The following is a 16,534-nucleotide window of genomic DNA, read 5'->3' as shown; positions in this document are numbered from 1 at the left end:
ATGTTGAGGCATCTCGAATCGGAGCCTACTCATGACTGTGCAAACCTCGCCGGAACTTTCCGCCCGCAAGAACGCCGCCATCGCCAAGGGCGTCGGCATGACCACCCAGATCTATGCCGAGCGTGCCGAGAACGCGGAGCTGTGGGACAAGAACGGCACGCGCTATATCGACTTCGCCGCCGGTATTGCCGTGGTGAACACCGGCCACCGTCACCCCAAGGTGATCGAAGCGGTCAAGAAGCAGCTCGATGCGTTCACCCACACCTGCCACCAGGTCGTGCCCTATGAGAACTACGTGGCCCTGGCCGAGCGCCTGAACGCCAAGGTTCCGGGCGACTTCGCCAAGAAGACCATCTTCGCGACCACCGGCGCCGAAGCCGTTGAGAACGCCATCAAGATCGCCCGCCACTACACCGGCCGCGCCGGCGTTGTCGCCTTTGCGGGCGGCTTCCATGGCCGTACCTTCATGGGCATGACGCTGACCGGCAAGGTCCAGCCCTACAAGGCCGGTTTCGGCCCGATGATGAACGACGTGTGGCACCTGCCCTTCCCGAACCCGCTGCATGGCGTCTCGGGCGATGAGGCGATCGGCGCGCTCGAGCGTCTGTTCAAGGCCGATATCGAACCCGCGCGCGTTGCCGCGATCATCGTCGAGCCGGTTCAGGGCGAGGGTGGTTTCTACCCGGTGCCGGAAGGCTTCATGAAGCGCCTGCGCGAGATCTGCGACACCAACGGCATCGTGCTGATCGCCGACGAGGTCCAGACCGGCTTTGCCCGCACCGGCAAGCTCTTCGCGATGGAGCATCACGGCGTTGCCGCCGACATCACCACCATGGCCAAGGGTCTGGGCGGCGGTCTGCCGATCTCGGCCGTCACCGGCCGCGCCGACATCATGGACAGCCCGAACCCGGGCGGCTTGGGCGGCACCTATGCTGGTAACCCGCTTGGCATCGCGGCGGCCCATGCCGTGCTCGACGTGATCGAGGAAGAAGACCTCTGCGCTCGTGCCGAACGTCTGGGCGGCCGCCTCAAGCAGCGTCTGGCCGGTATGCGCGACCAGGTTCCGGAGATCGTCGATATCCGCGGCCCGGGCTTCATGAACGCGGTCGAGTTCAACGTGGCCGGCACCGACACGCCGAACCCCGAGATGACCAACCGCATCCGCGAAGAGGCTCTCAAGCGTGGCCTGATCCTGCTGACCTGCGGCGTCTATGGCAACGTGATCCGCTTCCTCGCGCCGCTGACCATCCCGGATGCGATCTTCGACGAGGCGCTCGATGTCCTCGAAGCCTCGATCCTCGCGGCGAAAGGCTAAGGCCATGTGGGGAGAGGGGCCGCGCGTCGAACGACTGGACGAAACCGATCAACGGCTGATCGCCGCGCTTCGGCGCGACGGCCGGGCCGCGGTTTCGGACCTCGCAGGGCAGCTCGGCCTCTCGCGCGCCACGGTGCGCGCCCGGATCGAGCGGCTGGTGGCCAAGGGGGAAATCTCGGGCTTCACCGTTCTCACGCGTTCGGACGTCGCTGCGGCGCCCGTGCGCGGTCTGATGATGCTGTCGATCGACGGTCGTGGAACCGAGCGGATCGTGCAGCGTTTGCTTGGCCTGCCTCAGGTGCAGGCCGTGCATACAACCAACGGTCAGTGGGATCTGATCGTCGAGATCGGCGCGCGCAGCCTGCCGGATCTGGACGAAACCCTGCTGGCGATCCGGCGCTTCGAGGGCGTGCTGCGCAGCGAAACCAATTTGCAGCTGTCCTCGCGCAAGCCCTCGGCGCGGCTCTGAACGGGCGGGGATGACCCCGCCCGCCTCACCATGACGTGTGGGGCGCGACAATCGCGCGCATCCTCCTTGGCCCGGAGACGTTCGGCCTCTATGATCGCGCCCGCGAACAGGAGGACATCATGATTGCAGAGCTAGGCCACTTCGCCCTTATCCTTGCGTTTTGCGTGGCCATCGTGCAGGCGCTGGTGCCGCTGATCGGCGCGCACAAGAACTGGTCGGGCTGGATGGCCGTGGCCGAGCCCGCGGCCTCCGCGCAGTTTCTGCTGATCGCGCTGTCCTTTGGCGCGCTGACCTATGCCTTTGTCACCTCGGACTTCTCTCTGCAGCTTGTCTATGCGAACTCGCATACCGACAAGCCGATGCTTTACAAGGTGTCGGGCGTCTGGGGGAACCACGAGGGCTCGATGCTTCTGTGGGTGCTGATCCTTGCTCTGTTCGGCGCGGCCGCCGCCTGGTTTGGCGCGGCCCTTCCGCCGCGTCTCAAGGCACGGGTGCTTGCGGTGCAGGCCTGGATCGGGGCGGCCTTCCTTGGCTTCATCCTGTTTACCTCGAATCCCTTCACCCGTCTGGCCGAGCCGCCCTTCAACGGGCAAGACCTCAACCCGCTGCTGCAAGACCCCGGCCTCGCCTTCCACCCGCCGTTCCTCTATCTCGGCTATGTGGGGCTTTCGATGGCCTTCTCCTTCGCCGTGGCCGCGCTGATCGAGGGCCGCGTGGACGCCGCCTGGGCGCGTTGGGTGCGGCCCTGGACGCTTGCGGCCTGGATCTTTCTGACCATCGGCATCGCCCTTGGCTCGTGGTGGGCCTATTACGAGCTTGGCTGGGGCGGTTTCTGGTTCTGGGACCCGGTCGAGAATGCCTCGTTCATGCCCTGGCTCTTGGCGGCGGCGCTGCTGCACTCGGCCATCGTCGTGGAAAAGCGCGAGGCGCTGAAAAGCTGGACGATCCTGCTGGCGATCATGGCCTTCGGTTTCTCGTTGATCGGCACGTTCATCGTGCGTTCGGGCGTCATCACCTCGGTGCATAGCTTCGCCAATGACCCCGAGCGGGGGATTTTCATCCTCGCCATCCTGGCCTTCTTCGTCGGCGGCGCGCTGACGCTTTATGCGGGCCGCGCGGGCGCGATGCAGGCCAAGGGCGTCTTCTCGATGGTCTCGCGGGAAACCGCGCTGGTGATTAACAACATCCTGCTGGCGGTTTCGGCGCTGGTCGTCTTCGTGGGCACCGTCTGGCCGCTGGTGGCCGAGATGGCCTGGGGCCGCAAACTCTCGGTCGGCGCGCCGTTCTTCGAGAAAGCCTTCACCCCCTTCATGATCATCCTGGCGATCCTGCTGCCCATTGGTGCGATGATGCCGTGGAAGCGTGCCAAGCTGGGCAAGCTGGTGCGCCCGCTGGCCCCGGCACTGGTGCTGGCACTGGTCTGCGCAGGGTTTGCCTGGACGCTGGAGACCGGGCGCTCGCTTCTGGCGCTTGTGTCCTCCGGTCTCGGGGCGTGGCTGGTTTTCGGCTCGCTGGCCGAGATCTGGCAACGAGCGGGCCGCACGCCTGCGCGCATCCTGCGTCTGCCACGCGCCGACTGGGGCAAATGCACGGCGCACTCGGGTCTGGGGATCGTCTTTGCCGGCATCGGCCTGCTGATGGCCGGTCAGGTCGAGGATATTCGCGTGGCCCAGATCGGCGAACCCTTCGAGGTCGCGGGTTACGCGATCACGCTCGAAGAAGTGCACCAATTCGACGGGCCGAACTATGTCTCGACCACCGCTACCCTGAACGTCGAGCGTGACGGCAAGCTGGTCACCGTTCTGCATCCCGAAAAACGCGCCTATCCGGTGCAGGCGATGCCGACGACCGAGGCCGATATCGACAACGGCTTCCTGCGTGACATCTATCTGGTGATCGGTGACAAGCAGGCCAACGGCGGATGGGCCGTGCGCACCTATATCAAGCCTTTCGCCAACTGGATCTGGGCGGGCTGCCTGATGATGGCCTTCGGCGGTCTGCTCAGCCTGACCGACCGGCGCTACCGCGTGGCCGCCGGCGCGCGCCGCACCTCTTCCAACGCCGTTCCCGCGGAGTAAGCCATGCTCAAACGTCTTGCCCTTTGCCTTCTGCTGGCCAGCCCCGCTTTCGCCGTCCAGCCCGACGAGGTGCTGCCCGATCCCGCGATGGAGGCCCGCGCGCGCCAGATCAGTCAGGTGCTGCGTTGCCCGGTCTGTCAGGGCGAGAATATCGACGAATCGAACGCCGAGGTTTCGCGCGATCTGCGCTTGCTGGTGCGCGAACGCCTGCTAGCGGGGGACACCGACAGTGAGGTGCTCGACTACATCACCGACCGTTACGGCGAATATGTCCTGTTCGAGCCGGAGAAGACCGGCGCGAACCTGATCCTCTATTACCTCGGACCGGTGGCGCTGCTGGTCGCGATGGGCGGCGCCTTCGTCTACCTGCGCGGTCGTCGCCGCGAGGATGGCCCCGGCACCGGGCTTTCGGCCGAGGAAGAGGCGCGCCTGAAAGAGCTGATGCAGGACGAACCTGGCAAGTGACGCAGTGTTCCGCTTCCCCCGCCGCGCCACGCCGCTAATGTGGCGCAAAGGCGAGGGAGGACGCGCATGGGCTACGAGGCAATCCGATACGAACTGACCGAGGGTATGGCGGTAATCACGCTCAACCGCCCCGAGGTGATGAATGCCCTCAACACCGCGATGCGCGCCGAGATCCTCGACGCGCTGCGCCGCGCCGCGACCGAGGCGCGTGTTGTCGTGCTGACGGGGGAGGGGCGAGCCTTCTGCTCGGGGCAGGATCTGGCGGATGGCGCAGCCTCGGGCGCGTTCGATCTGCAAAAGGTGCTGCGCGAGGAATACGAGCCGATGCTGATGGCGATCTATGATTGCCCGCTGCCGGTGATCTCGGCGGTGAATGGCGCGGCGGCGGGGGCGGGGGCGAACCTTGCGCTGGCGGCGGATGTGGTGATCGCCGCGCAATCGGCGGCCTTCCTGCAAGCCTTCACGCGGATTGGCCTGATGCCCGATGCGGGCGGCACCTACTGGCTGCCGCGTCAGGTGGGCTTCGCGCGGGCCATGGGGGCGGCACTGTTCGCCGACAAGGTCTCGGCCGATCAGGCCGCGCAATGGGGCATGATCTGGGAATCGGTGCCCGATGCCGCGTTCGCCGCGCATTGGCGCGCGCGGGCCGCGCATCTGGCCAAGGGCCCGACCGCCGCCTATGGCGCGATCAAGCGCGCCTTGCGCGAGGGCTATGGCAATGACCTGCCCGCGCAGCTTTCGCTTGAGGCCGAGTTGCAGGGCCAGCTGGGCCAAAGCCGCGACTTCCACGAGGGCGTGACCGCCTTCCTGCAAAAACGCCCCCCGGTCTTCGAGGGCCGCTGACGGGGCTTGCCCCCGTCCGTGCCGCGGGTTAGCCAGAACCCGTGCGGGCGTGGCGAAATGGTAGACGCATGGGACTTAAACTCCCTTGGGCGCAAGCCCGTGCCGGTTCGAGTCCGGCCGCCCGCACCATCCCCGATCAGCGTGGTCCAAGCAGATAGCTCGCCGTTGCGCGGTCGAAGCCAACAATAGCCTGCCCGGCAGCGAATGCGGGCTGGAGCGCGCCCCGCAGCCGCAGCCGCGCGGCAAGGGCTGCCTGCGGGTCGGCGGCCATCAAGGCGTCGATATCGCGCGGGATCGCCACGGGCTTAAGATCGGTGGGCGGGGTAGGGACCCGGCCTTCGGCGCGCGCCACGACCTCGGGCGCATCAAGCTGCCAATGCGCCATGATCCGGTCGGACGGCAGTCCCGCGTTGATGCCCGGCATCGCCCCGTAATAATCGACGAAATACTCCGACGCGGTGGCCCCGAGCACGCCGATATTCAACCCGGCATTGATCGCGCGTAGCGGATCGTAGGTCCAACGCACCCGAGTGATCCCGCGCGCAAGACAACAGTCGCGCTGGAACCATTTCATTCGCGCACCAAGCCCCAGCCCGCGCGCCTCTGGCGACACCGCCAGCCGGTGCGAGTGCTGCAGGCCCGCTGTCGCCGTTGGAAAGCCGAACAGGAAGGCAAGCATCCGATCACCCGCGAAGGCGCCTGCCAACAGCGCGCCTTCGTGTTGCAGCGACAGCATGATGTCCGAGTTGTCGGGGCGTTCGCCCTCGCCCCAGACCTCGACCTGAAAACGCTCGGCCCGGGCGAGTTCGTCCAGCCCGTTCAGCTCGCGCAGCGTGACCTCGGCGCTCATGCGCGGAACTCCTCGGTCATCCGGGTGACGGTTTCAAGGAAGGGACGGTCGAGCGTCACGCCGACGCCCGGCCCGTTGCCCGGAACCGGCATCAGGCCATCCGCGGCCTCGAGCGGTTCGTTGATGATATCGCGGTGGAAATAGCGGCTGGCCGAGGAGGTATCGCCCGGCTTGGTGAAGTTGGGCAGCGTCGCGAGGTGGATGTTATGCGCGCGCCCGATCCCGCTCTCCAGCATGCCGCCGCACCAGACCGGCGCGCCGAAAGCCTCCGACACATCGTGGATCGCGCGCGCTGCCGCATAGCCACCGACGCGCCCGACCTTGATGTTGATGACGCGTGCCGCGCCCGCCGCCAGCGCCTTGCGGCAATCGGCGGGGGTGCGGATCGACTCGTCAAGGCAGAGCGCGGTGGCGATCTCGCGCTGCACCAGCGCATGGTCGTGAATGTCGTCCACGGCCAGCGGCTGTTCGATGTAATCGAGGTTGAAGGCATCCATCGCGCGCAGCGTGGCCAGATCGGCCAGCCCGTAGGCGGTATTGGCATCGACGGTCAGCTTGACGTCCGGATAGGCGCGCCGCACCGCTTTGAGCAGTGCCAGATCATGCCCCTGCGCGACCTTGAGCTTGATGCGCTTGTAGCCCGCCTCGACGGCCTCGGCCACGCGCTCAACTGTGGTGTCGATCGCGGTGATGCCAAGCGAGACGCCCACCGGAACCGCATCGCGCACGCCTCCAAGAGCCGACTTCAGCGGCAGGCCGAGCGATTTGGTCCAGAGATCCCAGAAGGCCATCTCAACCAAAGCCTTGCTCATGCGGTGGCCGCGCCAGGGCGCCAGCAGCGCCGCCAGCTCGGCCGGGTTGCCAAAGCGTTTGCCGACGATCTGCGGCAAGATCAGGTCGCGCAGAAACCCTAGCGCGCCGGGGATGGTTTCCTCGAGATAGTCGGGGAAGGGGTCCATCACCCCCTCGCTGAACCCCTCGACGCCCTCGCCGCGCAGGATCAGCACGGGGAAGGTCTTGTCGGTCAGCGTCTGGTTCGAGACCTTGAAGGGCGTCACCAGCGGCAGGTTGACAATGCGCAGCTCGGTGGACTCGATCTTGAGCCCGGTAAACGGAACGGTCATTTGGGTTCTCAACGGATTTTGGAGATGAAACGGGCGAAGACTTCGCTCTCGGGGTTGTTGAACAGCTTTTCGGGTGGGCCCTGTTCGGCCACGAGGCCCTGATGCAGGAACACCACCTCGGTCGAAACCTCGCGCGCGAAGGCCATCTCATGGGTGACGACGATCATGGTGCGGCCTTCGGCGGCCAGATCCTGCATCACCTTGAGCACCTCGCCCACCAGTTCCGGGTCGAGCGCCGAGGTCGGCTCGTCGAACAGGATCGCGTCGGGTTCCATCGCCAGCGCCCGGGCAATCGCCACGCGCTGCTGCTGCCCGCCCGAGAGTTGCGAGGGGTAGTGGTGCATCCGCTCTGCAAGGCCTACGCGCGCCAGAAGGGCCTCGGCCTGATCGCGGGCCTCGGCCTTGGGCTTTTGCTTCACCTGCACCGGCCCCTCCATCACGTTCTCCAGAACGGTGCGGTGGGTCCAGAGGTTGAACTGCTGGAATACCATGCCAAGGTGCTGGCGCATCCGCTCGATCTGGCGCTGATCGCCGATGCGGCCGTTGCTGAAGGCGATCGTCTCGCCATGCACCGCGACGCTGCCCGAACTGGGGATTTCAAGGAAGTTCAGGCAGCGCAGGAAGGTCGATTTGCCCGAGCCGGAGGCGCCGAGGATCGAGATCACATCATGGTTGCGCGCTTGCAGGGAGATGCCCTTAAGCACCTCATGCGTGCCGAAGCTCTTGCGGATGTCCTGGGCGTGAACAACCAGGTCTTGCGGGGTTTGAGGCTGCATTGTCAGGTTCCTTACGCGCGGCCCGGGGCCGCCATGTGGCGCGACAGGCGGCGCTCGGCGAAGCGCCACAGATAGACGAAGCAGGCGGTGATGATCAGGTAGAGCACCGCGGCCTGGAAATAGACGGAGAACTCGAAGCTGCGCGAGAAGATCTGCCGGGTGCGGCCCATCAGGTCGAACACGGTCACGATCGAGGCCAGCGCCGAGGCTTTCATCAGCAAGATGATCTCATTGCCAAGCGCGGGCCAGGCGATGCGATAGGCGTGGGGGAATACGACCCGGCGCAGGATCGTGGGGCGCGACATGCCCACGGCGCGTGCGGCCTCGACCTCGCCCAGGGGCACGGCCTGAATGCCGCCGCGCAGGATCTCGGTCTGATAGGCGCAGGAGTTCACCGCGAATACCAGAACGGCGCAGTTGAACGGGTCGCGGAAAAAGCCCCAGAGCCCAAGCGTCGTCAATTCGGCGCGGAACTGGCCCGAGCCGTAGAAGACGAGGAACAGCTGCGCCAGAAGCGGCGTGCCGCGCACGAAGGAGATATAGGCCCGCAGCGCAAGCTGCGCGGGGAGCGGCCCGTTGGCGCGCAGCAGCGCCAGTCCCGGCGAGGCCGCGGCGGCGATGGCAGCCCCCAAGCCGGTCAGCGCAAGCGTGGTCGCCGTGCCGTCGAGCAGCTTGGGCAGGTTGGTGGCCAATGTGTCGAGGAATGCCATCTCATGCCCTCCGCAGGCCACGGTTCGCGCGCCGCTCAAGCCGCGCCAGAACCAGTTCGGACAGCAGGCACATCAGCCAGTAGATCAGGCAGGCCACGAGGTAGAAGGTGAAGGGTTGCTTGGTCACGCCCACGGCCACCTTGGTCGCGCGCATCAGATCGTCGAGCGCGATGACTGACACGAGTGCGGTATCCTTGAGCAGGTTGAGCCACAGGTTCCCCATGCCGGGCAGCGCGTAGCGCCACAGAAGCGGCAGCTTGATGCGCCAGAAGATCTTGCGCGCCGACATGCCGATGGCACGGCCCGCAAGGATCTGCCCCTCGGGCACGGCCTGGAATGCGCCGCGCAGAACCTCGGCCGCGAAGGCCGCGAAGACCAGCGCCAGCGCGATCACCCCGGCCGCGAAGGGCGGGAAATCGACCGGGCCCGCTTCGGGCGCGATCCAGGCCATCACCCGGTTCAGCCCGAGGCCGAGACCGTTATAGACGATGAACAGCGTCAGGATCTCGGGCAGGCCGCGCATCAGCGTGGTGTAGCCCACGCCGATCGCGCGCAGCGCCGGGATATGCGACAGCGACAGCGCCGCCACCGCAAACCCCAACAGCAGCCCCACGGGCAGGGTGGTCAGCGCAAGGCGCATCGTCACCCAAAGCCCCGCGAGGATCTCGTCGCCCCAGCCGAGGGGGCCGTAGGAGAACAACTCCATCATCACATGCCGCCTCTCGCCGGGAGCGCCCGATTACTTCATCGTGTAGATGTCGATGGTGAAGTACTTGTCGTTGATCGCCTGATAGGTACCGTCGGCGCGGATTTCCTCAAGCGCCTTGTTCAGACGCTCGCGCAGGTCGTTGTCTTCCTGACGCAGCGCGATGCCCACGCCCTCGCCGACAAAGGCCGGATCGGTGATCGGCTCGCCCGCCAGCTTGCAGCAGGCACCGTCTTCGGTCTTCTCGACGAAGTCGAGCAGCGGCAGCATGTCGCCCACCATCACGTCAAGCCGGCCCGAAGCCATGTCGAGGCTGGCCTCGTCCTGCGTCGGGTAAAGGCGCACATCCGCATCGGGATACATCTGCACGGCATAATCGGCCTGCGTCGTGCCCGCCTGAGCACCCACGACCATGCCCTTGAGCGCGTCATTGGTGAATTCGGTGATCTCCGATTCCTTCGGCACGACATGGGTCATCGCCGCCATGTAATAGGGCTCGGTGAAGGAGACCTGCTTCTTGCGCTCTTCGGTAATGAACATCGAGGCGATGATGAAGTCGTATTTCTTGGCAAGCAGGCCGGGGATGATGCCGTCCCAATCCTGCGCGACCACCTCGCATTCGGCGCCGATGCGCTTGCACAGTTCCTGGCCGATCTCGACGTCAAAGCCTTCGACCTTGCCTTCGGGGGTGACGTAGTTGAAGGGCGGGTAGGCGCCCTCGGTGCCAAGGCGCAGCGTCTCGGCCTGGGCGCCGCCTGCGAGCGTGGCGAAGGCGAGCGAGCAGGCCAGAAGTTTCGAAGCAATAGTCATCATGTTTCCCTGTTGTTGGAGGCTGTTTTGATTGGTTATTGGGCGACCGGTGTCAGCGGGTTGCCGACATGGCCTGTGAACGCGCCGTAAAGCCGCGCGATTTCGTTGAGCCGGGCTTCGGCCCCCTCGCCACGCGCGAGGAAGATGTCGTTGATCATCAGGTTGCCAAGCAGCGCCAGATGCGCGGTCGAATCCCAGAACTGGTTGAACTGGGTCGCCACCATGAAGACCTCGTCGGCGTAATCCGCGCCCCAGGCGCAGTAACGGTCGGTGAAGATCGTCACGGCGATGCCGCGCGCCTTGGCTTCGCGCGCCAGAACCAGCGCCTGACGCGAATAGCGGCGGGCCTCGAAAATGGCGAGGCAGGTGTCCTGCGGCGCGGCGCCTTCGACCAGCACCTCGGCGAAGTTCCCCGCCGACAGATCCACGATCTGCACGCCGGGGCGCACATATTGCATCTGGCTGGCGAAATACTGGGCCAGCCCACGCTCGGTCTGGAAGCCGGTCACGAGCACGCGCGGGCGCTTGGTGAACCGCTCGACCGCGGTCTGCCATTCGGGGGTGCGCGCGAGCTCGTAAACGCCGACCAGCCCGGCCATCTCGGCTTCAAGCCCCTGCGACAGGCGTTCTTCGCGCTGCCCCGAGGTGCTGCGCAGCGCCTGAAGGCGATCCTTGATCAGCCAGGGTTGCTCGCCGATGTCGTCCTTCAGGTGATCCTTGAGGTCCTTGAAGTTGGCATAGCCGATCGCGCGGCAGAACCGGCCGATGCTGACCTCGCTCACCTCGATCTTGGCGGCGAGGGTCGCGGCGGTCTCGAACGGGAGGTCCGAGAACTGCGCAAGCATGAAGCTGGCAATCGCCCGCATTGAAGGTGATCCCGTCTCGGCGGCCTGGGCAAGCCTTGCGCGCAGCGGCTGATGGTCGGGCGTTGTCAGGGTGCTTACTCCGGGTGCGAATATGACAGCTTTCTGACATTGCAAGCAGCATTTCACCAAACTTGCAAGTGCGATGTTGTCGTTACTTCCGGAATCCGCCTTTTACCGAGGTCTCAAAAGCGATTGAGCGCAGCAAGATGGCACTGGTTGAGGGGGGGCGAGGTGGATCGGTTGCCGTGCCCGACGCCGAATCGGCGCTTTGCGAAGGCATGCACCGTGTCGTCGCCCTGAGCACGCCAGAGATATGTTGCAATTGGCGCCAGACAGAAATCCGCCGGATTAGAGGGGAATATTATATAATTAGAATAATTATAGAAATTTTGATCTGCCTCAAGGTCGTCTTCGAAACGGCCAGCTAAATCGAGAGCGCGCGAACGTCATTAAAGGGTAAAGACCGATGAGACCTATCCTGACACCCGCATTCGCTACGACGCTAATCCTAGCCGGAGGGGCGCAGGCCGACGATGCGGCATTGCGTTCCATGGCGAAGGAGTATTTCGAGCCGATCCCGCTTCAGGCGCCGATGCTCGAAAACAACGTCATCAGCCGTGACCGTGTCGATCTTGGGGCCAAGCTTTTCTTCGATCCGCGGATGTCGCGTTCGGGCCTTTTCTCGTGCCAATCGTGCCATAACGTCGGGATCGGCGGCGTCGACGGGCTGGAGACCTCGGTCGGTCATGGCTGGCAGGCGGGGCCACGCAATGCGCCCACGATGCTCAATGCTGTGTTCAACATCGCCCAGTTCTGGGATGGCCGCGCGCCCGACCTCGCGGCGCAGGCCAAGGGGCCCGTGCAGGCCGGCGTCGAGATGAACAACACTCCCGACAATGTCGTGGCCACGCTCAAATCGATGCCGGGCTATGTAGAGGGTTTCGATGCGGCTTTCCCCGGTGAGAGCGACCCGATCAGTTTCGACAATTTCGCCCTGGCGATCGAGGCCTTCGAGGCCACGCTGATTACGCCGAACTCGCGCTTTGACCAGTTCCTGATGGGCCAGGACGGGGCGATTTCCGATCAGGAAAAGAACGGGCTTCAGCTGTTTGTCGATACCGGCTGTGCCGCGTGTCATGCGGGGATCAACGTCGGCGGGCAGGATTACTATCCCTTCGGCGTGGTTGAGAAACCCGGCGCGGCGGTTCTGCCCGAGGGCGACAAAGGGCGTTTCGCGGTGTCGGAAACGGCTGATGACGAATATGTCTTCCGGGCGGCACCGCTGCGTAACATCGCGTTGACCGCACCCTACTTTCATTCCGGCAAGGTCTGGGATCTGAAGGAGGCCGTGGCGATCATGGCGAATTCGCAGCTTGGCGCCGAGCTTGAGGACGCCCAGATTGACGATATCGTGGCGTTCCTTGGCACGCTGACCGGCGAACAGCCCGAGGTCGTTCATCCGACGCTGCCCGCACGCACGATCAACACACCGAAACCGGCGCCGATGTAAGGCCGGTCCCGATTTCTGCTTCAAACGGCCCCTGCGGGGGCCGTTTTCATCTGTATGCCAATACATTGCCAATCGGGCGCAGCTGATGCATTAGTTGAGCGAAATGCTCTGAAAATGTAACTCATGCACCGACTGGCCCTGGATCACTACGAACCCCACGCCCGCGATACCCTTTCGGCGCAGGCATATGCCTATGTTTCCGGTGGCGCGGGGCATGGCGCAGCGATCCGGCGCAACCGCGAGGCCTGGGGACGTGTCTTGCTGGATCCCGCGCTCGGTCGTCGGTTGCGCGATCTCGACTGCGGGTTGGATCTGTTCGGGCGTCGGTATCGCTTTCCCTGCCTGGTCGCGCCGATGGCCTATCAGCTCCTGGCACATCCTGATGGCGAACGCGCCACCGCGCTTGCCGCGGCGGCCCAAGGTGCAGGCTTCGTGCTGTCATGCCAGACATCGCTGCCGCCAGATCAGGTCGCCGCGGGACCGTTCTGGTTCCAGCTCTACCTCCAGCCAGACCGCCGCGCGACACGCGCCTTGGTCGAAGCCGCGATCGCCGCCGGGGCCGAGGCGCTTGTCGTTACGATGGACGCCCCGCTCAACGGGATCCGCAATGCCGAGATCGACGCCGGGTTTGCGCTGCCCGACGGGGTCCGGCCGGTCATGCTGGATGCGCTGCCGGCGCAGGCGAGCCGGCAAGCCGAAAACCCGATTGCTGGTGCGATGGCCGCCGCGCCGGACTGGGCCGACCTGGCCACGCTATGCGCCGAGGTGGCCTTACCCGTTCTGGCCAAGGGCGTGATGTCGCCCGCCTCGGCGCGCGCCGCGCTGGAGGCTGGCTGCGCAGGTGTCATCGTGTCGAACCATGGCGGTCGCGTGCTAGAGGGGCTGCCGGCTACCGCGCAGGTTCTGCCACAGATCCGCGCGGCCTTCCCGCATGCGCTGATCCTTGTCGATGGCGGCATCCGCTCGGGCGAGGATCTGTTTCGCGCGCTGGCGCTAGGGGCCGATGCCGCGCTGCTCGGGCGGCCCGTCTTCTACGCGCTGGCGCTTGGCGGGGCGCAGGGCGTTTCGACCTGCCTGCGCCGCCTGCATGACGAGTTCGCCGTGACCATGGGCCTGATGGGGTGCGAGAGACTGGCCGAGATCACCGCCGAGCGGCTTTACCGCCCCGAGGTCACTTGAAGGCATAGGCGATCGGGAAGCGCATCTCGAACGGGCCGCTGCCCATGGCGGCGGGCGGCGCGGGCAGGCGATCAAACTCGTCGATCAGAGCCAGCGCCGCGCGATCCAGCACCGGCCAGCCCGAGCTTTCGGAAACCGCACGCGCCTGCACGCGCCCGTAGCGATCCAGCGTGAACGAGATGGTCACCTTACCCTCGGCGCGCGCCTTGCGGGCGGCGGACGGATAGGTCTTGGCCCGCGCCAGCGCCAGCACGAGGTCTTTTTGCCAATCGGCGATCTGTGCCTTCTCGTCGTCGTTCAGACCGATTTCGGTATCGGTCGCACCCGATTGCGCATCCTGACCGGCGCTTGGTCGCGGAGCAGCGGCCTGACTTGCCGCGGCCGGGGTTTCGACATGCTCGCGCTGAACTTCGGTCGGGGTTTCCTTGGCGTCGGTGTCCGACTGATCGTCCTCCAGCGGATTTGCGATGCGGAACTGAAGCTCGGGGTCTTCGACCGCGATGGGGATCTGCGCCAGCAGCGGGTCGTCGGTTGCCTTGGCCAGCTCGCGCTCGGCGGGGCTGTCGAGGGCGGCCTGACTGTCTTGCGCCGGATCGCCTTCGGCCAGGTCTGTCTCGGGCGCGGCCAGTAGCATTTCGACCGGCGCGAGGTCGATGAACTCGCGCCCCTTCAGGCCCGGATCAAGCGCGGGATCGCTGAGCGGCTGCGGCTGCGCAAGCCAGATCCCGGCAAGTGCCAGATGCGCGGTCAGGCTGAGGCCCGCGCCCAAAAGCAGCGCAGGCCCGCGCCGGGGCGAGAAGACGAGGCTCATGGCTGGCGCTCCGCGCGGGCGGGTGTGGCATCGTCCTCGCCCTCCAGCCCGACAAGCCCGATCTTGAGGTAGCCCGCCCCGCGCATCTTGTTCATCACGGCCATCATCTCGCCATAGGGCACGGCGCGATCGGCCGAGATGTAGATCCGCGTGTCGCGGTTGAGCGTGGTGAGGATATCAAGCTCCATCGGTAGCTCGGCCAGCGTGACCTCGCGATCGCCGACGATCACGGCAAGCTCTTCGTTCACGGTGACGATCACCGGCTCGGTCGGGCGCGGGGCAGGGGCTGCTGTTGCGACGGGCAGCTCAACCGGAACATCGACGGTCGAGAGCGGGGCGGCGACCATGAAGATGATCAGAAGCACCAGCATCACGTCGATGAACGGCGTGATGTTGATTTCGGAATGCGCGGCCAGATCGTCCCCGGCCTCGGACAGACGCACAGCCATGGCTTACTCCGCAACCTGAAGGCGGGGCAGATCCGCCTCGGGTGGCAGTCGCAGCGCAACGATGTCGTTCTGCTCCGGCGCATCGATACCATCGCGGTCGAGATCGCGCGACAATGTGCGCTCGACCAGCGCGGCGGCATCGGCCAGCGCGATCCGGTAGCCAGCCACGACCCGCGTCAGGTGGTTGTAGAGCAGCACGGCCGGGATCGCGGCGACCAGCCCGATGGCCGTGGCCAGAAGCGCCTCGGCGATGCCGGGGGCGACGACCGACAGGTTCGTGGTGCCGGACTCGGCGATGCCCACGAAGGCATTCATGATCCCCCAGACGGTGCCGAAAAGACCCACAAAGGGCGCGGTCGAGCCGATCGAGCCGATCACCGTCACGCCCGATTGCATGGCGCGCGCTGCCCCGGCCTCGATCCGCACGAGGTCGATGGCGGTGCGCTCCTTGATGCCCGCCGTGCCCAGGCCGGTCGAGGCTGTGCGCTCATTCATCGCCGCCTGCTGCATCCGTCCGACGGCGCCGGTGCGCGCGACCTCTGCGCCCAGCTTTCCATGCCGCAGCACTGACGCGTAATCGCGCCGCAGCCGCCGGGAGGCGAGTAGCACCTGCAAAAGCTTTCCACCCCAGATCGCCCAGGCGAGAACCGAGGCGAGCAGCAGACCAAGCATCACCGATTTGACGACCCAGTCGGCATCCATGAACATGGCCAGCGGTGTAAGCGCCTCGGTCTCGGCGGCGGCGCGCAGGGCCTCCGCCAGCTCGACGAGTCCGGCGGCGTCAACCCAGCCGATCAGCGTTGCGTTCGATGCGGAAGATACGGTCATGTCAAACCTCGGCCCATTGGCGGATCAGGTTGTGGTAGATCCCGGTCAGGCGCACGACCTCGGGCGTATTCGCCCCGAGTTGCTCCCCAAGGGACTGGATGGACTGGTCGAGGTCGAAGAGCATCTCGCGGCGTTGTGCATCGCGCATCATCGACTGAACCCAGAAGAAACTGGCAACGCGGCAGCCCCGTGTGACGGGGGTGACCTGATGCAGCGAGGTCGCGGGATAGATCACCGCGGAGCCCGCAGGAAGTTTCACCGCCTGCGCGCCGTAGTGCCCCTCGATCACCAGCTCGCCGCCGTCGTATTCCTCGGGTTCGGACAGAAAGACCGTGCAGCTGACATCGGTGCGGATCTGGCGGCCCTCGCCGGGGATGACGCGGATGGCATTGTCGACATGAACGCCGAAAGTCTGCCCGCCAGCATAGCGGTTGAACATTGGCGGCAGGATCTGCGCGGGCAGCGCCGCCGAGACCCAGACCGGGTGGCTGGTCAAGGCGCGCACCAGTCTCTGTTGCAGACCGGGCAGGATCGGGCTGTTGAGCGGGATCTGCGCATTGCGCTTGATCTCGGCCGATTGCGCGCCTGCGGTGGCGCGGCCGTCCTGCCATTCGGCCCGCTCAAGGATTGCGCGAAAATCGGCCACCTCGGCCGGGCTGAGGATATCGTCGAGGGTTATCAGCATGGTGCCACTCCTGTGAACGGACCCCGGGCAGCCGATGGCAGCCCGGGGCATCGAAGCCCG

18 protein-coding genes and 1 tRNA gene are annotated in these 16,534 nt (G+C 65.7%); 8 read left to right on the top strand and 11 right to left on the bottom strand.

Annotated features, from left to right (window positions below; all coding sequences use genetic code 11):
• Nucleotides 1-31: 31 nt before the first annotated feature.
• The 6 genes from LZA78_RS08715 (at nt 32) to LZA78_RS08690 (ending at nt 5,299) form a co-directional block, all read left to right on the top strand.
• Nucleotides 32-1,315 (top strand): 4-aminobutyrate--2-oxoglutarate transaminase, encoded by a 1,284-nt coding sequence (locus LZA78_RS08715; protein WP_233676543.1) that lies wholly within the window; start codon nt 32-34, stop codon nt 1,313-1,315.
• A 4-nt stretch (nt 1,316-1,319) separates the two neighbouring features.
• Nucleotides 1,320-1,784 carry an Lrp/AsnC family transcriptional regulator gene (locus LZA78_RS08710; RefSeq protein WP_233676542.1) on the top strand — a complete coding sequence of 155 codons (465 nt, stop codon included), beginning with the start codon at nt 1,320-1,322 and terminating at the stop codon, nt 1,782-1,784.
• A gap of 119 nt (nt 1,785-1,903) precedes the next feature.
• Nucleotides 1,904-3,862 carry a heme lyase CcmF/NrfE family subunit gene (locus tag LZA78_RS08705; RefSeq protein WP_233676541.1) on the top strand — a complete coding sequence of 653 codons (1,959 nt, stop codon included), beginning with the start codon at nt 1,904-1,906 and terminating at the stop codon, nt 3,860-3,862.
• A gap of 3 nt (nt 3,863-3,865) precedes the next feature.
• Nucleotides 3,866-4,327: a cytochrome c-type biogenesis protein gene (locus LZA78_RS08700; RefSeq protein WP_233676540.1), complete on the top strand. Its 462-nt coding sequence runs from the start codon at nt 3,866-3,868 to the stop codon at nt 4,325-4,327.
• Between the two features lie 66 nt (nt 4,328-4,393).
• A complete protein-coding gene (locus LZA78_RS08695; protein ID WP_233676539.1) occupies nt 4,394-5,170 on the top strand; it encodes an enoyl-CoA hydratase-related protein in 777 nt (258 codons plus the stop codon).
• A gap of 43 nt (nt 5,171-5,213) precedes the next feature.
• A tRNA-Leu gene (locus LZA78_RS08690) sits at nt 5,214-5,299 on the top strand.
• Nucleotides 5,300-5,306: 7 nt separating this feature from the next.
• Here the strand turns inward: LZA78_RS08690 and LZA78_RS08685 are convergent.
• Genes LZA78_RS08685 through LZA78_RS08655 form a run of 7 tightly spaced genes read right to left on the bottom strand, consistent with a single transcriptional unit; the run spans nt 5,307 to nt 11,057 of the window.
• Nucleotides 5,307-6,020 (bottom strand): GNAT family N-acetyltransferase, encoded by a 714-nt coding sequence (locus LZA78_RS08685; RefSeq protein ID WP_233676538.1) that lies wholly within the window; start codon nt 6,018-6,020, stop codon nt 5,307-5,309.
• The gene (gene menC / locus LZA78_RS08680; RefSeq protein ID WP_233676537.1) at nt 6,017-7,144 is read right to left on the bottom strand and encodes an o-succinylbenzoate synthase; all 1,128 of its coding nucleotides are present in this window, start codon (nt 7,142-7,144) and stop codon (nt 6,017-6,019) included. The genes LZA78_RS08685 and menC overlap by 4 nt, the downstream gene beginning before the upstream one ends.
• A gap of 8 nt (nt 7,145-7,152) precedes the next feature.
• On the bottom strand, nt 7,153-7,920 hold the full coding sequence (locus LZA78_RS08675; RefSeq protein ID WP_233676536.1) for an ABC transporter ATP-binding protein: 768 nt from the start codon (nt 7,918-7,920) through the stop codon (nt 7,153-7,155).
• Between the two features lie 11 nt (nt 7,921-7,931).
• Nucleotides 7,932-8,630: an ABC transporter permease gene (locus LZA78_RS08670; protein WP_233676535.1), complete on the bottom strand. Its 699-nt coding sequence runs from the start codon at nt 8,628-8,630 to the stop codon at nt 7,932-7,934.
• Between the two features lies 1 nt (nt 8,631).
• The gene (locus LZA78_RS08665) at nt 8,632-9,339 is read right to left on the bottom strand and encodes an ABC transporter permease (RefSeq protein WP_233676534.1); all 708 of its coding nucleotides are present in this window, start codon (nt 9,337-9,339) and stop codon (nt 8,632-8,634) included.
• A 30-nt stretch (nt 9,340-9,369) separates the two neighbouring features.
• A complete protein-coding gene (locus LZA78_RS08660; protein WP_233676533.1) occupies nt 9,370-10,146 on the bottom strand; it encodes an ABC transporter substrate-binding protein in 777 nt (258 codons plus the stop codon).
• Between the two features lie 35 nt (nt 10,147-10,181).
• Nucleotides 10,182-11,057 (bottom strand): MurR/RpiR family transcriptional regulator, encoded by an 876-nt coding sequence (locus LZA78_RS08655; protein ID WP_255697338.1) that lies wholly within the window; start codon nt 11,055-11,057, stop codon nt 10,182-10,184.
• A gap of 421 nt (nt 11,058-11,478) precedes the next feature.
• Here LZA78_RS08655 and LZA78_RS08650 point away from each other — a divergent pair, with 421 nt between their 5' ends.
• Complete coding sequence (locus LZA78_RS08650; RefSeq protein ID WP_233676531.1) at nt 11,479-12,522, top strand: cytochrome-c peroxidase; 1,044 nt, start codon at nt 11,479-11,481, stop codon at nt 12,520-12,522.
• 123 nt (nt 12,523-12,645) lie between these two features.
• Entirely contained in the window at nt 12,646-13,701 is a 1,056-nt protein-coding gene (locus LZA78_RS08645; RefSeq protein ID WP_233676530.1) for an alpha-hydroxy acid oxidase, read from the top strand.
• Here the strand turns inward: LZA78_RS08645 and LZA78_RS08640 are convergent.
• From LZA78_RS08640 to LZA78_RS08625, 4 genes are read right to left on the bottom strand one after another with little or no spacing between them, the layout of a single operon-like run.
• Nucleotides 13,694-14,512 (bottom strand): energy transducer TonB, encoded by an 819-nt coding sequence (locus tag LZA78_RS08640; protein ID WP_233676529.1) that lies wholly within the window; start codon nt 14,510-14,512, stop codon nt 13,694-13,696. The genes LZA78_RS08645 and LZA78_RS08640 overlap by 8 nt on opposite strands.
• Complete coding sequence (gene exbD, locus LZA78_RS08635; protein WP_233676528.1) at nt 14,509-14,961, bottom strand: TonB system transport protein ExbD; 453 nt, start codon at nt 14,959-14,961, stop codon at nt 14,509-14,511. The genes LZA78_RS08640 and exbD overlap by 4 nt, the downstream gene beginning before the upstream one ends.
• Before the next feature lie 3 nt (nt 14,962-14,964).
• On the bottom strand, nt 14,965-15,789 hold the full coding sequence (exbB, locus tag LZA78_RS08630; protein ID WP_233676527.1) for a tonB-system energizer ExbB: 825 nt from the start codon (nt 15,787-15,789) through the stop codon (nt 14,965-14,967).
• Between the two features lies 1 nt (nt 15,790).
• A complete protein-coding gene (locus tag LZA78_RS08625) occupies nt 15,791-16,474 on the bottom strand; it encodes a Fe2+-dependent dioxygenase (protein WP_233676526.1) in 684 nt (227 codons plus the stop codon).
• Nucleotides 16,475-16,534: the final 60 nt, after the last annotated feature.

The sequence above is a fragment of the Rhodobacter flavimaris genome (assembly GCF_021378075.1).
GTDB lineage: Bacteria > Pseudomonadota > Alphaproteobacteria > Rhodobacterales > Rhodobacteraceae > Rhodobacter > Rhodobacter flavimaris.
This window is presented reverse-complemented; position numbering and strand designations above follow the sequence as displayed.

Excerpts from the sequence above, each read along its gene's own strand:
- LZA78_RS08715 (WP_233676543.1), top strand. The coding sequence starts at position 32 with ATGACTGTGCAAACCTCGCCGGAACTTTCCGCCCGCAAGAACGCCGCC.
- LZA78_RS08710 (WP_233676542.1), top strand. The coding sequence starts at position 1,320 with ATGTGGGGAGAGGGGCCGCGCGTCGAACGACTGGACGAAACCGATCAA.
- LZA78_RS08705 (WP_233676541.1), top strand. The coding sequence starts at position 1,904 with ATGATTGCAGAGCTAGGCCACTTCGCCCTTATCCTTGCGTTTTGCGTG.
- LZA78_RS08700 (WP_233676540.1), top strand. The coding sequence starts at position 3,866 with ATGCTCAAACGTCTTGCCCTTTGCCTTCTGCTGGCCAGCCCCGCTTTC.
- LZA78_RS08695 (WP_233676539.1), top strand. The coding sequence starts at position 4,394 with ATGGGCTACGAGGCAATCCGATACGAACTGACCGAGGGTATGGCGGTA.
- LZA78_RS08685 (WP_233676538.1), bottom strand. The coding sequence starts at position 6,020 with ATGAGCGCCGAGGTCACGCTGCGCGAGCTGAACGGGCTGGACGAACTC.
- menC (WP_233676537.1), bottom strand. The coding sequence starts at position 7,144 with ATGACCGTTCCGTTTACCGGGCTCAAGATCGAGTCCACCGAGCTGCGC.
- LZA78_RS08675 (WP_233676536.1), bottom strand. The coding sequence starts at position 7,920 with ATGCAGCCTCAAACCCCGCAAGACCTGGTTGTTCACGCCCAGGACATC.
- LZA78_RS08670 (WP_233676535.1), bottom strand. The coding sequence starts at position 8,630 with ATGGCATTCCTCGACACATTGGCCACCAACCTGCCCAAGCTGCTCGAC.
- LZA78_RS08665 (WP_233676534.1), bottom strand. The coding sequence starts at position 9,339 with ATGATGGAGTTGTTCTCCTACGGCCCCCTCGGCTGGGGCGACGAGATC.
- LZA78_RS08660 (WP_233676533.1), bottom strand. The coding sequence starts at position 10,146 with ATGACTATTGCTTCGAAACTTCTGGCCTGCTCGCTCGCCTTCGCCACG.
- LZA78_RS08650 (WP_233676531.1), top strand. The coding sequence starts at position 11,479 with ATGAGACCTATCCTGACACCCGCATTCGCTACGACGCTAATCCTAGCC.
- LZA78_RS08645 (WP_233676530.1), top strand. The coding sequence starts at position 12,646 with ATGCACCGACTGGCCCTGGATCACTACGAACCCCACGCCCGCGATACC.
- LZA78_RS08640 (WP_233676529.1), bottom strand. The coding sequence starts at position 14,512 with ATGAGCCTCGTCTTCTCGCCCCGGCGCGGGCCTGCGCTGCTTTTGGGC.
- exbD (WP_233676528.1), bottom strand. The coding sequence starts at position 14,961 with ATGGCTGTGCGTCTGTCCGAGGCCGGGGACGATCTGGCCGCGCATTCC.
- exbB (WP_233676527.1), bottom strand. The coding sequence starts at position 15,789 with ATGACCGTATCTTCCGCATCGAACGCAACGCTGATCGGCTGGGTTGAC.
- LZA78_RS08625 (WP_233676526.1), bottom strand. The coding sequence starts at position 16,474 with ATGCTGATAACCCTCGACGATATCCTCAGCCCGGCCGAGGTGGCCGAT.